Origin of the sequence: Rickettsia endosymbiont of Rhinocyllus conicus (assembly GCF_964026465.1) — a bacterium.
Taxonomy (GTDB): domain Bacteria; phylum Pseudomonadota; class Alphaproteobacteria; order Rickettsiales; family Rickettsiaceae; genus Rickettsia.
The window spans coordinates 326,153-341,808 of the sequence record NZ_OZ032155.1 but is presented as its reverse complement, the minus strand read 5'-3'; the positions used below and the strand labels follow the sequence as shown (position 1 = coordinate 341,808).

Below are 15,656 nucleotides of genomic sequence, written 5' to 3'. Positions count from 1 at the left end.
GCCTATGTGGGAATGACATATAAGGTCACCTATATTTGAATAAAATATAACATTTTTTTAATAACTATCTGGTACTATACGGATTTTTACCTAATCGTTAACTCTTGAGATAAAATTCTAATTTCTCATTCTATCAATTAGAATTATCTATCCCCTTTACTCCGGTAGTTGTAGCTTTATCAAGCTGAGTATTTTTAATTTCTGCCTCAGTAAAGTCAGCATTAGTTAAGTTACTACCAGTGAAATTAGCTTGATCAATTTTAGCCGATTTAAATATACTATCCGTTAATGTAGAGTTTGAAAAGTCTGTTTTACTAACTATTGCATTAGAAAAATCTGCTTTTTCTATAATAGAACTTTTAATTGCTGTATTTGCTAAATTAGCATTTTTAAAAATAGCACCAGAAAAGTTAACTGCGTTAAATATTAAATTACTTAAGTCAAAATTTGCTAAATTCATATTTGTTAAATTAGTAGTTTTTGGTAAATCCTTTACTGAAGTAATTAATATATTTGATGGAAATTTACTAAAATCTTCACTATTTAAAATGATATTGCTTGCAAAGTTGGTATTAACAAAAGTCGAATTTATATAGTGGCTGTTATTTATTTGCGAATTATAAAAAGAAGAATTGTTAAATGTAGTATTCGTTAAATTAGATCCTATTAAAGCTATCTGATTTAAATTTCCTGAAGTAATTTTTACATCCGAAAAATTTACATTTTGCATTAATGTTTTAGAAAAATTTACATTACTAAACTGACTATTGCTTATATTCGAGTTTGATAATTCACTATTATTTAAGTCGGTATTAATTACTGTGAACTGCTTAACATCATTATTGCTAAAGATATTATTAGTCCAACTTAAATTGTTGAAAGTAATATTTACCCCAGCCATTTTATTAAATCTTGCAAAATTAGCGTTACTATTTTTTATCGATAAATTATTAAACTTAATATCATTTAGGCTTACATTATTTAATAAGCTAGTATCTACTTTAAACTGAGTTAAAGTAGAGCCGCTAATTACACTACTTTGTAAATCACATTTAACTATACTGATATTTTGCAGGGTTGAACCTTGAAAAGTAGTATAAGAAAAAATAGAGTTATTAGACTGTACATTGTTAAAATTTATCTCATTAAATATACTTTGTGTAAAATTAGAATCCTTAATTATTACGGCAGTTAATTTCGCTCTACTTAAGTCACTAGATTCAAAATAATTATTAGTAAAATTAGTATTATTTATGATACTCCCCTCTAAATCTGCACCATAAAATATTGAATTTTCTATATTAGTATTTTTAAAACTATTGCTTTTAAGAACGGCTTTTTGAAAATTAACCCCATCAAGAGTATTGTTATTCCATAATATATTTTCAAGCTTAGCATTTTCAAAATTTACATTTTTAATAGTAGTTTTACTAAAAGCAGTATTACTAAAATTTGCCTGAACAAAATTTATATCTTGCAGAGTAATATTATCAAAAATAGAGCCTTGGAAATCAGAGTTATATCCTGAAACATTTTGTATTGTCCCATTTGCAAAATTACTTTCTTGTATGATAGCATTTGTTAAGATAGCTTTTTGTAAATTAGCTCCAGTAAAATCAGCACGTAATATTTCGCATGAAGTTAAATCTACCTCTGATAAATCTTCGTCTATTAATTTTACTCCAATTAGTTTTAATCCTCTTAGATTTGAGCCAAATTGTCCTTTAAGGTTAACTTTAAGGTTTTTAGCATTTTGTGATATTATGTAATTCCTAATCACAGTACTTTGGCTATCAGTTAATAAACCATTCGCATCACGTGTAGGTTCAGAGCAGTTAGTTAAGAATAGCGAAAAAGTAAATACTAGAAGTAGGTTAGGCGTTTGCTTCTTCATATTCCTCCTCGTTTATTCTGCCTGTCGGAGGTATATGCAAGCTTAATAGTTTTAATTTACGATGCAATGCTGATCGCTCCATACCAACAAATGAAGATGTTTTCGAGATATTATTATTAAAACGACTCATTTGTGCTGATAGATATTGGCGTTCAAAAACTTCTCTAGCTTCTCTAAGGGGCATAGATAGCATATCAAAGCTATCTTCAAGTTTAGTTAGATTAACGCTGTTTGCTAGAATCTCTGAAGGTATCATATAGGGTTTAATGATTTCATTATTTCCTGAAGTGATAGGATTCATAATTAAAGTCCACTCAACAACGTTGCGTAACTGTCTAATATTACCTGGCCACTCGTAAGATTGTAATGCAGCAATAGTTTCATCGGCAAAAATACGTTCCTTTAAACCTGAAAATTTTGAAAGTTGTTTAACGAAATATTTGACTAGCAGTGGTATATCTTCTTTTCTCTCAAATAATGATGGTACTTTTAATGACGATACATTTAGGCGATAATATAAATCTTCTAAAAACCTACCGTTATTAACCTCTTCCTGAATATTTTTAGAAGTACCAGTGATGATTTTTATGTCAACTTTGACAATTTTCCCACAAGGTTTTTTTATGGTATGATCTTTTAAAAATTTTAATAATTTTATTTGAATTGGAACTGGGATATTACTAACTTCGTCTATATATAAAGTGCCGTTATTAGCAAATTCTAAAATAGTAGGTCGTTTGTTACTGTTATTATTGCTTTCTTGTTTTTCTGCTTCCCCAAATAACTCTTGATTGATTTTTTCTAAAGTCATGCATGTAGGACTGAAAATAATGAATGGATTATTAACTCTCTTTGATTTTTTATGAATTAACCTTGCTGTTAACTCTTTACCACTACCTACTTTACCATGAATCATAATACGGCTACTGGAGCTTGCCGCTTTGTCTATTTCTGCTTTATATTTTAAAGTAATAGTGGAGTTGCCTACTAGCTCAGTCTTATCTATAACTTTTGATTTTAAATCTATATTCTCACGTTTTAGCTTTGTAACTTCACAAGCTCTTTTGAGTAAAATAACTAGCTTATCATTATTAAAAGGTTTTTCTATATAGTCGTAAGCTCCCATTTTTATAGCATTTACTGCTGTCTCTATTGTACCATGACCACTAATAATTATTACTGGCATTAAAGGGTAGCGTTTTTTAATCACCTCTAAGATACCAAGACCATCCATCTCACTTCCTTGAAGCCAAATATCAAGTATCACCGCAGATACTGGCTTTTCAGCAAGTATTTTAAGAGCTTGCGTACTATTAGCTGCAACTTTAGGATTAAAACCCTCATCCTTTAAAATTGCAGCAATGATATTCCGTATATCTTCTTCATCGTCTACTATTAAAACATCTATCAGTGACATTATGACTTACCCTAAAATGTTGACATAAATATATACGTTAATGCCGAATCTAAAAGAAAGCAACATTTTTTTATAACATTTTTGTCACAATGTTTATGGATAGTTTAATATTTAGGTAAAATATGACAATTTGTTAGGTTATTATAAGATGTCATCCCGTGGCTTGTCCACGGGATCTCAGGACACAGAATATGATATAAGTTCCCGTGATCAAGTCACGGGATGACAGGAGTTGCGTAATGAGAATCTTCAACAAATAATATTTATGATCTTTTTAGGAACAAGGATAATTTTTTTAGGTTCTTTGCTTTCTAAAAATTTTTGAACTTTCGGTAAGTTAATAACAATTTGCTTTATTTCATCTTCACTTGCGGATGTATTAAACTCATAAGTATCACGAAGTTTGCCGTTAACCTGAACTGCTATAACATATGTGTCTAGCTCTAGCATCGATTCATCAAAAGTAGGAAATGCCGCATTATATAAAAATGTTTTGTGACCAAGCTTTTGCCAAATTTCTTCTGTAATATGTGGAATGAAAGGATTTAATAGCTGAATTAGTACATTAAAGCCGTGTTTTGCGTTCTGCACGTCAATTTCTTCTTTATTTATCTCGCTCGATATAGAATTAAAAAGTTCACGCATACGTGCTATTGCTCTATTTAAAGCAAAATGTTTTATATCCTCAGCAACATATTTAATGGTGAAATGGATTAACCTCTTTAATTCTTTATTAGTATTGTCATTATCTGAAAGCTTTATTATCGCTTCTTGCATTTGTTCAAGCTTATTGATGAAACGTGCACTTCCTTCAATACCGCTTGCTGACCATTCTAAATCTTTTTCCGGTGGGCTGTCAGATAATACGAAAAATCTTATTGCATCTGCACCATATTGTTGTTGCATAGTTTCAAGATCAATGAGGTTCTTTTTGGATTTACTCATTTTCTCGATGCGACCTTGTGTAACCAAACCACCATTATCTTTATGGAAAAATTCATTACCTTTTTTAATTACTTCCTCAGGATATAGCCAATTATTATGCTCGTCTTTATAAGTAGCGTGCAGCACCATACCTTGCGTGAATAACCCTTTAAAAGGTTCACGGACGCTAACATAATTCTGCTCGTTCATTACTTTGGTAAAAAACCTTGCATATAATAAATGCATTACCGCATGTTCAATTCCGCCAATATATTTATCAACCGGCAACCAATAATCGCAAGCTTTTTTATCGGTCATTTCTAGAGCCTGGCTATTACAATATCTTGTGAAATACCAAGAAGATTCGAAAAACGTATCAAAAGTATCAGTTTCACGAATAGCAGGCTTGCTACATTTCGGGCAGTTAACATGCTTCCAAGTTGGGTGATTGTCTAAAGGGTTGCCTTGACCATCAAATTTCACGTCATCAGGTAGCGTAACCGGTAAATCCGAGTCAGGTACAGGTACTAAACCGCAAGACTCACAGTGGATTATAGGGATAGGGCAGCCCCAAAAACGTTGTCTTGAAATTCCCCAATCTTTCAGTCGATAATTTATTGTGCGTTTGCCTATGCCTAATTTCTCAAATTCTTCTATGACTTTTTGCTTAGCTTCATTAGTAGATAAGCCATTTAGAAAACCAGAATTAATAATTATCCCATCTTCAGTATAGGCGGTTTTCTGCACATCAATATCCGCTTCAATTACCTGCTTTATAGGTAAGTTCATTTTAACAGCTAACTCATGGTCACGCTGATCATGAGCAGGGCAGCCAAAAACTGCACCTGTGCCGTAATCCATCAACACGAAATTAGTAATAACAACAGGTATAGTTATATTTGAGTCAAAAGGATGAACAACGTAAAGACCGGTAAATATTCCCTCTTTCTCAGCTTTGTCAAGTTCAGCAGAGCCAGTTATATTTGAACATTTAGCTATGAAATTTTCTATTTCAGGAGTTTTAGAAACTAATTTTTCTATTATTGGATGGTTAAAAGCAATACCTACAAAGCTAGCTCCAAAGATAGTTTCAGGCTTAGTTGAGAAAACCTCTATAGCATCTTCATTATCTTTAATTTTGAAACGAAAGTTAGCACCTATTGATTTGCCGATCCATTTTTCTTGCATAGAGCGAACTGCTTCAGACCATTCCGTTAAATTTGGAATTTCATTTAATAGCTCTTCAGCGTAATTCGTGATTTTTAAAAACCATTGCTTTAAATAACGCTTTTCAACTATCGCACCTGAACGCCAACCACGCCCATCAACAACCTGTTCGTTTGCAAGTACAGTATTATCAACCGGATCCCAGTTAACAAGAGATTCTTTTTGATAAGCAAGATTTCTTTCGTAAAGCTCTAAGAAGAATTTTTGCTCATGTTTATAATAATCAGGGTCGCAACTATTTATCTCTCTAGACCAATCATAAGAAAAGCCCATCGATTTCAGCTGCTTTTTCATATTCTCGATATTTGAATAAGTCCACTCTTTTGGATGAGAGTTGTTTTTTATTGCAGCATTTTCTGCTGGCAAGCCGAAAGAGTCCCAGCCCATAGGATGAAGTACGTTAAAGCCTTGCATAGTCATGAATCTAGCAACTACATCACCTATAGAATAATTACGTACGTGACCTACGTGAATTTTACCGGATGGATAAGGTAGCATCTCTAAAACGTAATATTTAGGTTTGCTGCTTTCATTTGGTACTTCAAAGGATTTTTCTTCTTGCCAAATTTGTTGCCATTTTTGTTCGATATTCATGTTTTTTATTTCTTTTGGTATGTATGTCATTCTGTGTGGATCGAAAAACGCCTTGATGTCATACCGTAGCTTGGGAACTAGATCCAGAAAATAATAAAAAATACTAATTTTATTAGTATTTTTAACTGGCTCTAGTTTATAAATCACGGGATGACAGGAGTGGGAATGACATATCATTTCGCACTATTAATATATATTTCCCTTGCTTTTCTTAGAATTTTGTCTTCAAGTGTGATAGCAAGATTCGAAGTATTGTCATTCATTACCCATTGTTTATTTTTCAGCACTTCTTCAAATACTTTTACTTCAATTGCGTCAGGATGTATCACATCATCCTTAATAAATATGTTTATTTTAAAACGAAAATTGGGTGTAGCGGGAGGGCTATACCATTCTGTAATGATAACGCCGCCATTTGAGTCAGCTGATGCAAGAGGAATAAAACTTAGAGTGTTTATTGATGCTTGCCATAGATATTTATTAATTGAGCAACCAGCTGCTTTAGTAGATTCATTTTTAATTCTGCCTGGTCTAAAAACTAGCCCTTCTTCCCCAGCTATCGAACCTACTTCATCCCATTTCTGTTCTTGTTCACTTTTGGGATAATCGTCAGCCAAAATAATATTATTTCCTACACTGAATACGATAAAAATTGCTGCAAAAAATAGTTTTATATTTTTGTTCATAACTAGAACTCTATTTGTGATTATATATTGATCAAGATAATAGAGGAGCTTTATATGTTAGTCAAATTTTATATCCTCTCTTAGTGCTAGCATTTTTTCAGTTATAGTATTTTTAGCTTCAGAACTGCAACTTTTAATAGATCTAGCAGATACAAGCCGCAGAGTGACAACGAAGAATAGGTAATAAACATATGAAAAAAATAATCTACAGTAATCAAACTTTTGACAATATAGAAATAAAATCCTCAACTAATAGTGAAGTAGTAATTAATGGCTATGCAAGTGTCTATAATATTGCCGATCATCACAATGACTTAATAGTTAAAGGGGCTTTTGCAAATGTCGCTCATCAAAATATAAAATTCCTTTGGCAGCATGATAGTAAAAAACCAATCGGAATTATTAGTCATCTTGTGGAAGATGATCACGGTTTAAAAATGGAAGCAGTGATAAATAATAAGGTTAAAGCTGGTCGTGAAGCAATAGAGTTAATAAAGCAAGGGGCGATAGATGGTTTATCGATCGGCTTTTATATAAAAAATTCGGTTTTTAATGATGCAAAACAGAGAGTAATTACCGAAGCTGATTTGTTAGAAATAAGTATTGTTACTTTTCCTGCTAATCAAAGTGCTAAGATTTTATATATCACTAAAGGACAAGAGGTAGAGAGTAATACGGAGTATTCGAATCAAATCACTGAATTACAAGAAAAAGTCCATAATATCCAAAATATCTTAGAAAGACCAAATAATATAAATATCGAAGACCAAGAACAAAAAACAGCTTTTATTAATTATGTCCGTAAAGGTGAAGAAAATAGCTTTACTCAAAAATCATCTTTAAATAGCGGTGCTGAAGCAGGTGGGTTTTTAATATTACAAACCCTGTATAATAGTATCATTACAGAAGTAAATGCCAGATCGCCTATGAGGCAACTTGCTTCAATTGAAACAATTTCTACAAACGCTCTTGATATAATAAGCGAAGACGGCAAATTTAATAGTGGATGGATTGGTGAAGTAGAAGCAAGAGATGAAACAAATGCAGCAAAATTAAAGCAACAACGGATATTTGTTCATGAGTTATATGCTCAACCGAAAGCTAGCCAAGCTTTGCTCGATGATGCAACTATTAAAATAGAGACTTGGCTAAGTGAGAGATTACGTGATAGCTTTGTTAAAGCGGAAAATGAGGCATTTATAAATGGTGATGGGGTAAAAAAACCGAGGGGCATCTTGTCTCCTGATCATGATAAAATCGAAAAAGTTAAAATGGGTAATAAAATTACAACAGATAACTTATTAGATTTTATAAATTCTCTCAAAGAGGAATATTTAGCCAATGCAACGCTGTTAATGAACCGAGCAACTTTATCAGAAGTGCAGAAACTTAAAGATAATCAAGGGCGTTTTATCTGGCAGCAATCTCTTTCCGAGTCCTTTAAGCAAACTATATTCGGTATTCCCGTGGTTTGTTAGCTCTAACATGAAACCAGTTGATAAAGATACAGCAGCTATTGCAATAGGTGATTTTAAATCAGGTTACAAAATAGTAGATAGAAGCGGTATTAATATCATGCGTGATCCCTACACCGAAAAGCCTTTTGTCAAATTCTATGCAGTGAAGAGAGTTGGTGGGGATGTAGTGAATCCGGAGGCTATTAAGGTGGGAGTTTTTAGTTAAATACTTCGTCATTGCGAGGAGATTCGTAGAATCGACGCGGCAATCTCATGAAGTAGTATAAAACTCCTGAGATTGCGTACGTACAAAACTTACAGTTTTTCCTCGCAATGACGTTTAATGACAAAAAGGTTACATATGCCACAAAAAAACAATTTTCAGATTACTAAAATATTTCTGCAAGAAGTATGGGGTTTAGAGCAGGTCAAAAATTATATGCGGGTGGAAGCAAATTATGATGATGATTTGATATTAGGTTTGATTGACGCAGCAATAACAGCAGCTGAAAATTTTACTAAGCTGAATTTCATATCTAAACAAATAAAATTTGTTTGCACTATTTATGGCAAAAGAGAGTTTTTATTAAAATATAACCCTGTGCTTAGGATATTGAAAGTAACAAAAAAATTCAAAGATCAGGAAAATGAACTAACTCTCGATGATTATGTAATAGATCAGAATATTTTAGCTTTAACTAAATCCTTAAATAATGAAGAGCTTACAGTGGAGTATATAAGTGGTTACGATAAAGATAATATACCGCATGCCATAAAACACGCGATTATGCTGCATATAGCCGAGATGTATGACCGGCAAGCACAAAACTGTGTAGGTCTCTCTAAGGAGGTGAAAAACCTGTATTTACCTTACAGAAATATAAGAATGTGAAAGGTTAAAATATGCAAAAAACAGCTATAAGAAATTTTAGGCATCAGATTAAGTTTTTGGAAAATATTACGCTAGAGCCTATGGAAGAAGATAGATGGATAGAGAAGCTCACAGTTTATGCCGAGATTATACCTTTATGTGATAATAAATTTTTAGCATTAGAGAATATAAGCTTTGGGCATGTCATAACGGAAGGATATTTTTTATTTAAAATAAGATTTATCAAAAATATTACGACCAAAATGCGTATTCTATTTAAAGAGCGAGAATTTGAGATTAAGCGAGTTATTAATGTTGAAGAAAAGAGCAAATTTTTAAATATTATAGCACTGGAAATATATGTATCATGATTTTATCTATAATTTTCAATTAAGTTTGTATAAATTACTTATAAACGATAATGATATAAAAACTAAAGTTAATAAGATATATTTTTCAATAGCTCAGGATGCAAAATATCCGTTTTTACTTATTAATATATTAAATGTTAATGATATATCAACTAAAGTACAAAATATAGTGCAGTTAGAGTTTGAAATATGTATTTTTACTAATGATAAGAATCGTAATATGGCATTAAAGCTTGCAAGTGAAATAGAGGATAAAATAAAGCATCATTCATTTGAAAATGTTGCGGGAATAAAAGCCAATAAAATCGAGTTCCAAGCTAGTAAAGATTTAGTGAGTAACAAATTAGTAATGAATTACCAGACATTATTAAAGCAAAGAATAGGAGTATGAAATGCATTTAATCGCAGGGCTAGATATAAGTAGCTTATTAAAATCAAGGAATAAATTTGAAGAATTCCGTAAACATCTAGAGACCGAACAGAATAAAGCCGGTAGCATTAAAGCCTTTGAATTTTGTTATGAATTAGCTTGGAAAACAATGAAACGCTTTTGTGAAAAATCCGGTAAAACCCCTTATATTTTAAAGGATGTATTTCGTGAAGCAGCGGTTAGTGGTTTGATTTCAGATCCAACAAGATGGTTTAAGTTTATAGAGATTCGTAATATTACAGTTCATACTTATAATGAAAAAAATTTAGAACTAGTAATTAACATTTTTGATGATTTTTCTGATGCTTTAAATGAGCTTATAAATAATTTGGAGAAATATAGTGGTTCAGATTAAAAAGCAAGATTTGTTAATATTACGTTCTATACTTAAGAAATATCCTTATAAATTTTATGCTTACGGCTCAAGAGTTAAGGGTAAGGCAAAAAAATTTTCCGATCTTGACCTTTGTATTATGGATAATATTAATTATGAAGTGTTGTTTGAAATTAAGGAAGCACTAGACGAGTCTGATGTGTCAATACATATAGATATAAAAAGATGGAATATAGATATGAACGAAGATTTTCGTTCTTTGATTAAAAATGATTTAGTGCTTTTTGAATAGTAATTTAGGTATTTTATGAATTTTCATGATATCCGTATGCCGGAATTTATCGAGAGCTTTGCGGTTGGAAAGCCTGAATTTGCTACCTCTCATGTTATGACTAAATCCGGTAGAGAAGCAAGGCATTTAGACCGCAAAAATGTTTGTCAGAAATATTTAATTAAAAACGCTAAACTAAGTGCAGCTGAATTTGAGCAATTTAATAGTTTCTTCAAAGCAAGGCGGGGTAGTAACTTTGCTTTTAGATTTAGAGACTATGCTGATTATAAAGTGACTGAAGGGATTATTGCCAAAGGGGGTGGTAACTTAAATAAATTTCAGCTAAAGAAAATATATGCTGATCCTATTTTGCCATATGAAAGAGTAATTACTAAGCCTGTTAATAACAGCGTTACATTATATATTAATAATATCAGAACTATGGGAGTAATAGATTATAATGACGGAGCTATAACTTTACCAAACCCTTTAAATCAGGATGAAATTTTAACAGCAGATTTTGTTTTCGATGTAGCAGTTAGATTTAGTGTAGATAGCTTTGAGTATTCTTATTGTAGTGATGGCTCTATAGAGTTATCAGATATAGAATTGATGGAAGTAATAGTATGAGTATTTTAATTAAAAAGATAATTACAAAGTTAGAAAATTTTGCTTATTGCTTTCAAATTAAGTTAGCAAATGGTAAGGAATTAAATCTAACGGGTAACGATCATATTATAAAAAATGAAGATATAATTTTTTTACCGAATTCCGGTTTAGATTTGAAAGAAGCAGAATTTAATGATTCCGCACAAAATCAAGTAATTATTGAGGGTATTTTTGAAGAAAAAGGCATCACGGCAGAAATGAATTAAAATAATGCTGCTGTTAAAATAATATTATATAATAATGGTGTTTTTGAGCATTTTATTACATATTATTGCACTTTATATACAAAATATGATTTGAACTTTAAAATGCATTTAAAGCCTGAAACAATAAAATATAACCAAACTATAATTAATAGATATAGTAAAACATACAGAGTGAGTTTTGGGGATAATAAATGCAAAATAGATAAAAACTTATATAGTGGAGTCTATAAGATTAAAGAAATTCTAAAAGAAAGTTTAAGAATAGAAAATTTAGATCAAGAAAATGGCTATTATAACGGTGGTCAAATTATATTTTGTGATAATAACTTTAGTAGTAAAGTTTTAAGTAGTTTCGGTGATTTAGTTATATTAGAAGATGTTATACCTGATTATGCTAAGGATGCTAGAGAAGTAAAAATTATATCAGGATGTGATAAAAATTTTATAACTTGTTGCAATAAATTTAATAATGCTATAAATTTTAGAGGCGAACCGCTAATACCTGACAAAGATTTTATAAATTCACATTTAATATAATAATGAAACAAAGCTTTATAAAAGTGATTTTTAATGAATTAAAAACTATATTCAAAACAAGCAACAATATAGAACAAAAGAAAGAAGTAGCATTGTTTGACTATTTTGAGATAGTAAGAGATAATTTAGCGTATACGTTTCAAAAAATAATAAGAGAATATGAAAGAGACTAAAAGTTTTTTTACAAAAAATAATAGATTAAACAAGGGCTATGCTAAGAGTTTTCATTCTAATGAAATAGATAAAAATTTTTATCGTAAAAAGTTTGAGCATATATTGCCGCCAATTGATACAGTTACCGAATATGAAAATATTTATCCAGGTACTTTAGAAAAGTTAGTGAATATGGCACAAAAAGAGCAAGCTCATAAACATGAGATAGAATTACAAAATTTAAAAATAAAGGAAAAAGTTGCTAAATTAACTAGAATTTGTCTAACAATATTTGGTATTGTTGCTGTATTGGTATTCGGTATTTGTTTAATTATATCTTTCCCATTTTTTTAATAGAATATATAAAAATAAAGATAAAATATTTTATTTACTTGTAATTTAGAGTAAAATAAGTTAAATGCAATATGAAACAACATAAGACGGAGTAGTTTTATTTCTAAAAATAATTTTCCTAAAGCTAATAGAGAAATCAGAGCTAGAGAGGTTCGTTTAGTAGGCGAAAATGGTGAGATGCATGGCATCGTAAATATTAGGCAAGCACTTGATATGGCTGAAAGAGTCGGTCTTGATTTGGTTGAGATATCGCCTAATGCTGAGCCTCCTGTATGTAAAATTTTAGATTTCGGTAAATTTAAGTACGAAAGCAAAAAGCGTTTGCATGAAGCACGTAAAAAGCAAAAAATAGTCGTACTTAAAGAAATGAAATTCAAACCTAATATTAGTATAGGTGACTTTGAAACTAAACTAAGGAAAATAAAAGAATTTCTAAAAGATGGTGATAAAGTAAAAATCTCTTTATGGTTTAAAGGTAGAGAAATTCTTCATAAGGATGTTGGTGAGGAATTATTTAAACGTATAGAAGTAGGATTAGAGGGACTTGCTAAGATCGATCAGCAAGCTAAAATGGCAGGCAAACAAATGATAATGATAGTTAGCCCTGACAATAAGTGTGTAATGTAATACGTCATTGCGAGGAGGTTATTTTAATAACCGACGCGGCAATCTTATTAAGCCTCCTGAGATTGCCTTCGCCCTCTGCTACGCATCTCCTCGCAATGACGATGTTGATTTACTATAAACCAAAAATACTAATAAAAAATCAAAACTATAACAAATTATGCCAATCAAAATTTTAATGCCTGCTTTATCTCCAACTATGACGGAAGGGAATTTAGCAAGGTGGTTAAAAAAAGAAGGGGATAAAATCAATCCCGGAGAAGTAATCGCTGAAATCGAAACCGATAAAGCAACTATGGAAGTAGAGGCAGTAGATGAGGGTACTCTTGCTAAAATAATTATTCCTCAAGGTAGTCAGAACGTGCCTGTGAATTCGTTAATAGCGGTATTAATCGAAGAGGGGGAAGAATCATCCGAAATTGAAGAATTTATAGCGAAAAACAACAGTAACTCACCTAAAAAAGAAGAAATATCGAAACCTGCTGAAACTATAGCTCCTCAGAACGTTAAGGAAGAAAATATCGCAACCGCTTCAAATCAAAACAATATTAAGGTATTTGCTTCACCGCTTGCTAAAAGACTTGCAAAAATCCAAAATGTGAAACTTGAAGAAATTAAAGGTAGTGGACCGCATGGCAGAATAATCAAACAAGATGTATTATCGCATAAAGGCGGCTCAAAAACCTTAAATAATAAAATAGTTAGTAGAAATCCTGAAGAATATCGTTTAGCACCTAATAACAATATACGTAAAATTATAGCTAAGCGTCTTCTTGAATCAAAACAAACAGTTCCACATTTTTATTTATCAATAGAATGTAATGTTGATAAGTTACTAGATATAAGAGAAGATATTAATAAGTCTTTTGGTGATGATAAATCAGCAAAAATATCAGTTAATGACTTTATTATCCTAGCTGTTGCTAAAGCTTTGCAAGAAGTGCCGAACGCTAATGCATCGTGGGGGGATGATGCTATTAGATACTACAATAATGTTGATATTTCAGTAGCGGTAGCAATTGAAAATGGACTTGTTACTCCGATAATTAGAAATGCTAACCAGAAAAATATTGTAGAGCTGTCTAGTGAAATGAAAGGGTTAATCAAGAAAGCTAGAGAAAATAAACTAACTCCCGAAGAATTCCAAGGCGGAGGGTTTACTATTTCAAATCTTGGTATGTATGGTATTAAAAATTTCAATGCTATAATTAACCCGCCGCAAAGTTGTATAATGGGCGTTGGCAGTAGCTCAAAACGTGCTATAGTCAAAAATGATCAAATAAGTATATCAACAATTATGGACGTAACTCTTTCTGCTGACCACAGAGTAGTAGATGGAGCAGTTGGAGCAGAATTTTTAGCTGCGTTTAAGAGGTTTATAGAAAGCCCTGCCCTATTATTGTTGTAATCTCATTCACCGTCATTGCGAGAAGAAACTGAAAAGTTTCGACGAAGCAATCTCAGAAGTCCTAATATTGTTTCATGAGATTGCCGCACTCCCTGCGGTCGTTCGCAATGACGATACCTCACCACAAATAAATCACGAATAAAATAATATGAACATTTCAAGCTTTTCGGACAATCTGACAAAAATTTTAGGTAAATATGAGGATTTAAGTGAAAAACTATCCTCAGGAATAGGAGGAGAGGAGTTTGTTAAAGCTTCCAAGGAATATGCTGACCTTGAAGATATTGTCCAAAAAATTAAAGAATATAACAAAGCTAAAGCTGAACTTGAAGAAGCAAATAATTTTAAGCAAGATCCTAGTTTAGATAAGGCAACTCTAGAAATGATTGAGGAAGAAATACGCAATCTTGAAGATTCGTTGCCAACTCTTGAGCGTTCCGTAAAAATAGCATTACTGCCAAAAGATGAAGCGGATAGTAAAAGTGCTATTATTGAAATTAGAGCAGGCACAGGCGGTGAAGAGGCAGCACTTTTTGCTGCTAAGCTGTTTAATATGTATCAAAGATATGCTGAATTAAAGGGCTGGCGTTTTGAGATATTATCTATTGATGAGACAGGCATAGGGGGATACAAAGAAGTTTCAGCATCTATAAAAGGTAAAGATGTATTCTCTAAGCTCAAATTTGAATCAGGAGTCCATAGAGTGCAGCGTGTTCCGGAAACTGAATCGCAGGGGCGTATTCATACCTCAGCCGCTACTGTTGCTGTACTTCCTGAAGTAGAAGATGTTGATATTAAACTTGAGGAAAAAGATTTAAGAATTGATACTTATAGAGCTTCAGGAGCAGGAGGGCAGCACGTTAATACAACTGATTCTGCTGTCCGAATAACACATATACCTACCGGTATTACTGTAGCACTACAAGATGAAAAATCCCAACATAAAAACAAAGCTAAAGCATTAAAGATCTTACGTGCTAGAATATATGAAGAAGAACGTAGGAAAAAAGATCAAGAAAGAGACAATAATAGACGTGAGCAAATAGGCTCTGGGAATCGTTCGGAGCGTATACGTACTTATAATTTTCCACAAGGACGTGTATCGGATCATCGAATAAATCTTACTCTTTATAAAATAGATGAGGTAATTAACGGACAGTTAGATGAATTTATTGAGGCTTTAATTGCAAATGATGAGGCTAAGAAGCTTTCAGATATATAAAGGGTTC

Annotated in this window: 19 protein-coding genes; 15 read left to right on the top strand and 4 right to left on the bottom strand. The window is 31.8% G+C overall.

Annotated elements, in window-relative coordinates; genetic code table 11:
- Window positions 1-133: 133 nt before the first annotated feature.
- From AAGD54_RS01755 to AAGD54_RS01740, 4 genes are all read right to left on the bottom strand, one after another.
- Complete coding sequence (locus AAGD54_RS01755; RefSeq protein ID WP_341788859.1) at window positions 134-1,894, bottom strand: pentapeptide repeat-containing protein; 1,761 nt, start codon at window positions 1,892-1,894, stop codon at window positions 134-136.
- A complete protein-coding gene (locus tag AAGD54_RS01750; RefSeq protein ID WP_341788858.1) occupies window positions 1,875-3,311 on the bottom strand; it encodes a sigma-54 dependent transcriptional regulator in 1,437 nt (478 codons plus the stop codon). Before AAGD54_RS01750 ends, AAGD54_RS01755 begins: the two co-directional genes overlap by 20 nt.
- A 249-nt stretch (window positions 3,312-3,560) precedes the next feature.
- Window positions 3,561-6,056 (bottom strand): leucine--tRNA ligase, encoded by a 2,496-nt coding sequence (gene leuS, locus AAGD54_RS01745; protein ID WP_341794853.1) that lies wholly within the window; start codon window positions 6,054-6,056, stop codon window positions 3,561-3,563.
- Between the two features lie 173 nt (window positions 6,057-6,229).
- Window positions 6,230-6,742, bottom strand: coding sequence for a DUF3576 domain-containing protein (locus AAGD54_RS01740; protein WP_341788856.1), 513 nt, complete (start codon window positions 6,740-6,742; stop codon window positions 6,230-6,232).
- A 191-nt stretch (window positions 6,743-6,933) separates the two neighbouring features.
- On the opposite strand from AAGD54_RS01740, the gene AAGD54_RS01735 reads away from it, so the two are divergent.
- The 15 genes from AAGD54_RS01735 to prfA all read left to right on the top strand — a co-directional run bounded on the left by AAGD54_RS01735 (window position 6,934) and on the right by prfA (window position 15,649).
- Window positions 6,934-8,220, top strand: a complete 1,287-nt coding sequence (locus AAGD54_RS01735; RefSeq protein ID WP_341794852.1) for a phage major capsid protein — start codon at window positions 6,934-6,936, stop codon at window positions 8,218-8,220.
- Between the two features lie 7 nt (window positions 8,221-8,227).
- A complete protein-coding gene (locus tag AAGD54_RS01730; RefSeq protein ID WP_341794851.1) occupies window positions 8,228-8,425 on the top strand; it encodes a phage major capsid protein in 198 nt (65 codons plus the stop codon).
- A gap of 135 nt (window positions 8,426-8,560) precedes the next feature.
- The gene (locus AAGD54_RS01725; protein WP_341794850.1) at window positions 8,561-9,091 is read left to right on the top strand and encodes a head-tail connector protein; all 531 of its coding nucleotides are present in this window, start codon (window positions 8,561-8,563) and stop codon (window positions 9,089-9,091) included.
- 11 nt (window positions 9,092-9,102) lie between these two features.
- The gene (locus AAGD54_RS01720; protein WP_341788853.1) at window positions 9,103-9,441 is read left to right on the top strand and encodes a phage head closure protein; all 339 of its coding nucleotides are present in this window, start codon (window positions 9,103-9,105) and stop codon (window positions 9,439-9,441) included.
- Window positions 9,431-9,832 (top strand): hypothetical protein, encoded by a 402-nt coding sequence (locus AAGD54_RS01715; protein ID WP_341788852.1) that lies wholly within the window; start codon window positions 9,431-9,433, stop codon window positions 9,830-9,832. The genes AAGD54_RS01720 and AAGD54_RS01715 overlap by 11 nt, the downstream gene beginning before the upstream one ends.
- A gap of 1 nt (window position 9,833) precedes the next feature.
- Entirely contained in the window at window positions 9,834-10,226 is a 393-nt protein-coding gene (locus AAGD54_RS01710) for an HI0074 family nucleotidyltransferase substrate-binding subunit (protein WP_341788851.1), read from the top strand.
- A complete protein-coding gene (locus AAGD54_RS01705; protein ID WP_341788850.1) occupies window positions 10,213-10,497 on the top strand; it encodes a nucleotidyltransferase domain-containing protein in 285 nt (94 codons plus the stop codon). Before AAGD54_RS01710 ends, AAGD54_RS01705 begins: the two co-directional genes overlap by 14 nt.
- A 15-nt stretch (window positions 10,498-10,512) precedes the next feature.
- On the top strand, window positions 10,513-11,106 hold the full coding sequence (locus tag AAGD54_RS01700) for a TIGR02217 family protein (protein ID WP_341794849.1): 594 nt from the start codon (window positions 10,513-10,515) through the stop codon (window positions 11,104-11,106).
- Entirely contained in the window at window positions 11,103-11,351 is a 249-nt protein-coding gene (locus tag AAGD54_RS01695; RefSeq protein WP_341794848.1) for a DUF2163 domain-containing protein, read from the top strand. The genes AAGD54_RS01700 and AAGD54_RS01695 overlap by 4 nt, the downstream gene beginning before the upstream one ends.
- A gap of 102 nt (window positions 11,352-11,453) precedes the next feature.
- The gene (locus tag AAGD54_RS01690; RefSeq protein ID WP_341795158.1) at window positions 11,454-11,888 is read left to right on the top strand and encodes a phage BR0599 family protein; all 435 of its coding nucleotides are present in this window, start codon (window positions 11,454-11,456) and stop codon (window positions 11,886-11,888) included.
- Window positions 11,889-11,890: 2 nt separating this feature from the next.
- Complete coding sequence (locus AAGD54_RS01685) at window positions 11,891-12,061, top strand: hypothetical protein (protein ID WP_341788847.1); 171 nt, start codon at window positions 11,891-11,893, stop codon at window positions 12,059-12,061.
- Window positions 12,048-12,395 carry a DUF2335 domain-containing protein gene (locus tag AAGD54_RS01680; protein ID WP_016948521.1) on the top strand — a complete coding sequence of 116 codons (348 nt, stop codon included), beginning with the start codon at window positions 12,048-12,050 and terminating at the stop codon, window positions 12,393-12,395. The genes AAGD54_RS01685 and AAGD54_RS01680 overlap by 14 nt, the downstream gene beginning before the upstream one ends.
- Window positions 12,396-12,476: 81 nt before the next feature.
- Window positions 12,477-13,022 carry a translation initiation factor IF-3 gene (infC, locus tag AAGD54_RS01675; RefSeq protein WP_341789263.1) on the top strand — a complete coding sequence of 182 codons (546 nt, stop codon included), beginning with the start codon at window positions 12,477-12,479 and terminating at the stop codon, window positions 13,020-13,022.
- Window positions 13,023-13,179: 157 nt separating this feature from the next.
- On the top strand, window positions 13,180-14,427 hold the full coding sequence (locus AAGD54_RS01670; RefSeq protein WP_341794847.1) for a pyruvate dehydrogenase complex dihydrolipoamide acetyltransferase: 1,248 nt from the start codon (window positions 13,180-13,182) through the stop codon (window positions 14,425-14,427).
- A gap of 148 nt (window positions 14,428-14,575) precedes the next feature.
- On the top strand, window positions 14,576-15,649 hold the full coding sequence (gene prfA / locus AAGD54_RS01665; RefSeq protein ID WP_341794846.1) for a peptide chain release factor 1: 1,074 nt from the start codon (window positions 14,576-14,578) through the stop codon (window positions 15,647-15,649).
- Window positions 15,650-15,656 lie beyond the last annotated feature (7 nt).

Bases quoted from the DNA above. Each gene is read 5' to 3' on its own strand.
- AAGD54_RS01700 (WP_341794849.1), top strand. From the start codon at position 10,513: ATGAATTTTCATGATATCCGTATGCCGGAATTTATCGAGAGCTTTGCG.
- AAGD54_RS01680 (WP_016948521.1), top strand. From the start codon at position 12,048: ATGAAAGAGACTAAAAGTTTTTTTACAAAAAATAATAGATTAAACAAG.
- AAGD54_RS01720 (WP_341788853.1), top strand. From the start codon at position 9,103: ATGCAAAAAACAGCTATAAGAAATTTTAGGCATCAGATTAAGTTTTTG.
- AAGD54_RS01715 (WP_341788852.1), top strand. From the start codon at position 9,431: ATGTATCATGATTTTATCTATAATTTTCAATTAAGTTTGTATAAATTA.
- AAGD54_RS01755 (WP_341788859.1), bottom strand. From the start codon at position 1,894: ATGAAGAAGCAAACGCCTAACCTACTTCTAGTATTTACTTTTTCGCTA.
- AAGD54_RS01725 (WP_341794850.1), top strand. From the start codon at position 8,561: ATGCCACAAAAAAACAATTTTCAGATTACTAAAATATTTCTGCAAGAA.
- AAGD54_RS01695 (WP_341794848.1), top strand. From the start codon at position 11,103: ATGAGTATTTTAATTAAAAAGATAATTACAAAGTTAGAAAATTTTGCT.
- AAGD54_RS01740 (WP_341788856.1), bottom strand. From the start codon at position 6,742: ATGAACAAAAATATAAAACTATTTTTTGCAGCAATTTTTATCGTATTC.
- prfA (WP_341794846.1), top strand. From the start codon at position 14,576: ATGAACATTTCAAGCTTTTCGGACAATCTGACAAAAATTTTAGGTAAA.
- AAGD54_RS01685 (WP_341788847.1), top strand. From the start codon at position 11,891: ATGAAACAAAGCTTTATAAAAGTGATTTTTAATGAATTAAAAACTATA.
- AAGD54_RS01750 (WP_341788858.1), bottom strand. From the start codon at position 3,311: ATGTCACTGATAGATGTTTTAATAGTAGACGATGAAGAAGATATACGG.
- AAGD54_RS01730 (WP_341794851.1), top strand. From the start codon at position 8,228: ATGAAACCAGTTGATAAAGATACAGCAGCTATTGCAATAGGTGATTTT.
- AAGD54_RS01670 (WP_341794847.1), top strand. From the start codon at position 13,180: ATGCCAATCAAAATTTTAATGCCTGCTTTATCTCCAACTATGACGGAA.
- AAGD54_RS01710 (WP_341788851.1), top strand. From the start codon at position 9,834: ATGCATTTAATCGCAGGGCTAGATATAAGTAGCTTATTAAAATCAAGG.
- AAGD54_RS01735 (WP_341794852.1), top strand. From the start codon at position 6,934: ATGAAAAAAATAATCTACAGTAATCAAACTTTTGACAATATAGAAATA.
- AAGD54_RS01690 (WP_341795158.1), top strand. From the start codon at position 11,454: ATGCATTTAAAGCCTGAAACAATAAAATATAACCAAACTATAATTAAT.
- leuS (WP_341794853.1), bottom strand. From the start codon at position 6,056: ATGAATATCGAACAAAAATGGCAACAAATTTGGCAAGAAGAAAAATCC.